At 47.4% G+C, this 753-nt stretch carries 2 protein-coding genes; one reads left to right on the top strand and one right to left on the bottom strand.

Features of this window, described 5'->3' with window-relative positions; genetic code table 11:
* Positions 1 to 264: 264 nt before the first annotated feature.
* Positions 265 to 501 (top strand): hypothetical protein, encoded by a 237-nt coding sequence (locus tag ACTQ34_RS18090; protein ID WP_441364984.1) that lies wholly within the window; start codon positions 265 to 267, stop codon positions 499 to 501.
* A 54-nt stretch (positions 502 to 555) separates the two neighbouring features.
* Here ACTQ34_RS18090 and ACTQ34_RS18085 read toward each other — a convergent pair.
* On the bottom strand, positions 556 to 753 hold a 198-nt coding region (locus ACTQ34_RS18085; RefSeq protein ID WP_441364983.1), incomplete at its 5' end, for a hypothetical protein.

The raw sequence follows: 753 nt of genomic DNA, 5'->3' as shown, positions 1-753 counted from the left end.
GGTTGTGGAAGGAGAAGTCTTCTCCATTCATGTTTGTACTTTTTTGGCCTTTATACGCCAGAAACCCGGCTTATGCCTGACGCATAGGCCGGGTTTCTCGACAGACTGAAATCCGGCCTTTCAAGGCCGGATTTTTTATATACAGAAACTTATTAGGATGAAATCTTCTGCTTTTTTGTATTTCTGGTCAAGAGCGTCGACGCGTATCGCTGCATCAGCGACCATGCCGAGCGCTTCCTAAAGGATCACACGAATGAGCTGGTCGTGGTCGACATCAAGGACAACCAAATCGGCAGCATCGAAGAAGAATTTGCGTCGCTGGTTTCTCTGCTGCTTTCGACTGCACTGCTCAATGGCCGCCTGTCCAAGCATTTTGAAACCAACACGGGTTACGACCTGGATATGCACCTCTATTATTGCCAGTTTGATTATTGTTTTTTTTTAGCAATGCATTGGTATTTTGCCGCCTCCGGATTGCATAGTTCACGCCCTATGTACTGAGCAATTCTCACAAGATCCTGCCGAGCAGATGGCAAAACTCTACGTGGTACCGCCCTATTCCTCCTTGATAGCGTCCCTCATTGCGGCGAGAACATCCTTGGAAGAATATCGCTGTCCTGTAAGCGCCGCTTCTTGCTCTGCCTGGAGTGATACAATAAAACCGCACACCCAAGGTGGTATAATGAAGAACAGAAAGGGTGTTGAAGATGGGACAGAAATACAGTGCAGAATACAAGGCAGACGTGCTGAAAT

It is taken from the genome of Agathobaculum sp. LCP25S3_E8 (genome assembly GCF_052117165.1).
In the GTDB taxonomy this organism is placed as follows: Bacteria; Bacillota; Clostridia; order Oscillospirales; family Butyricicoccaceae; genus Agathobaculum.
Note: the sequence above shows the minus strand (reverse complement) of the source record. Positions and strands in the feature narration are given on the sequence as shown.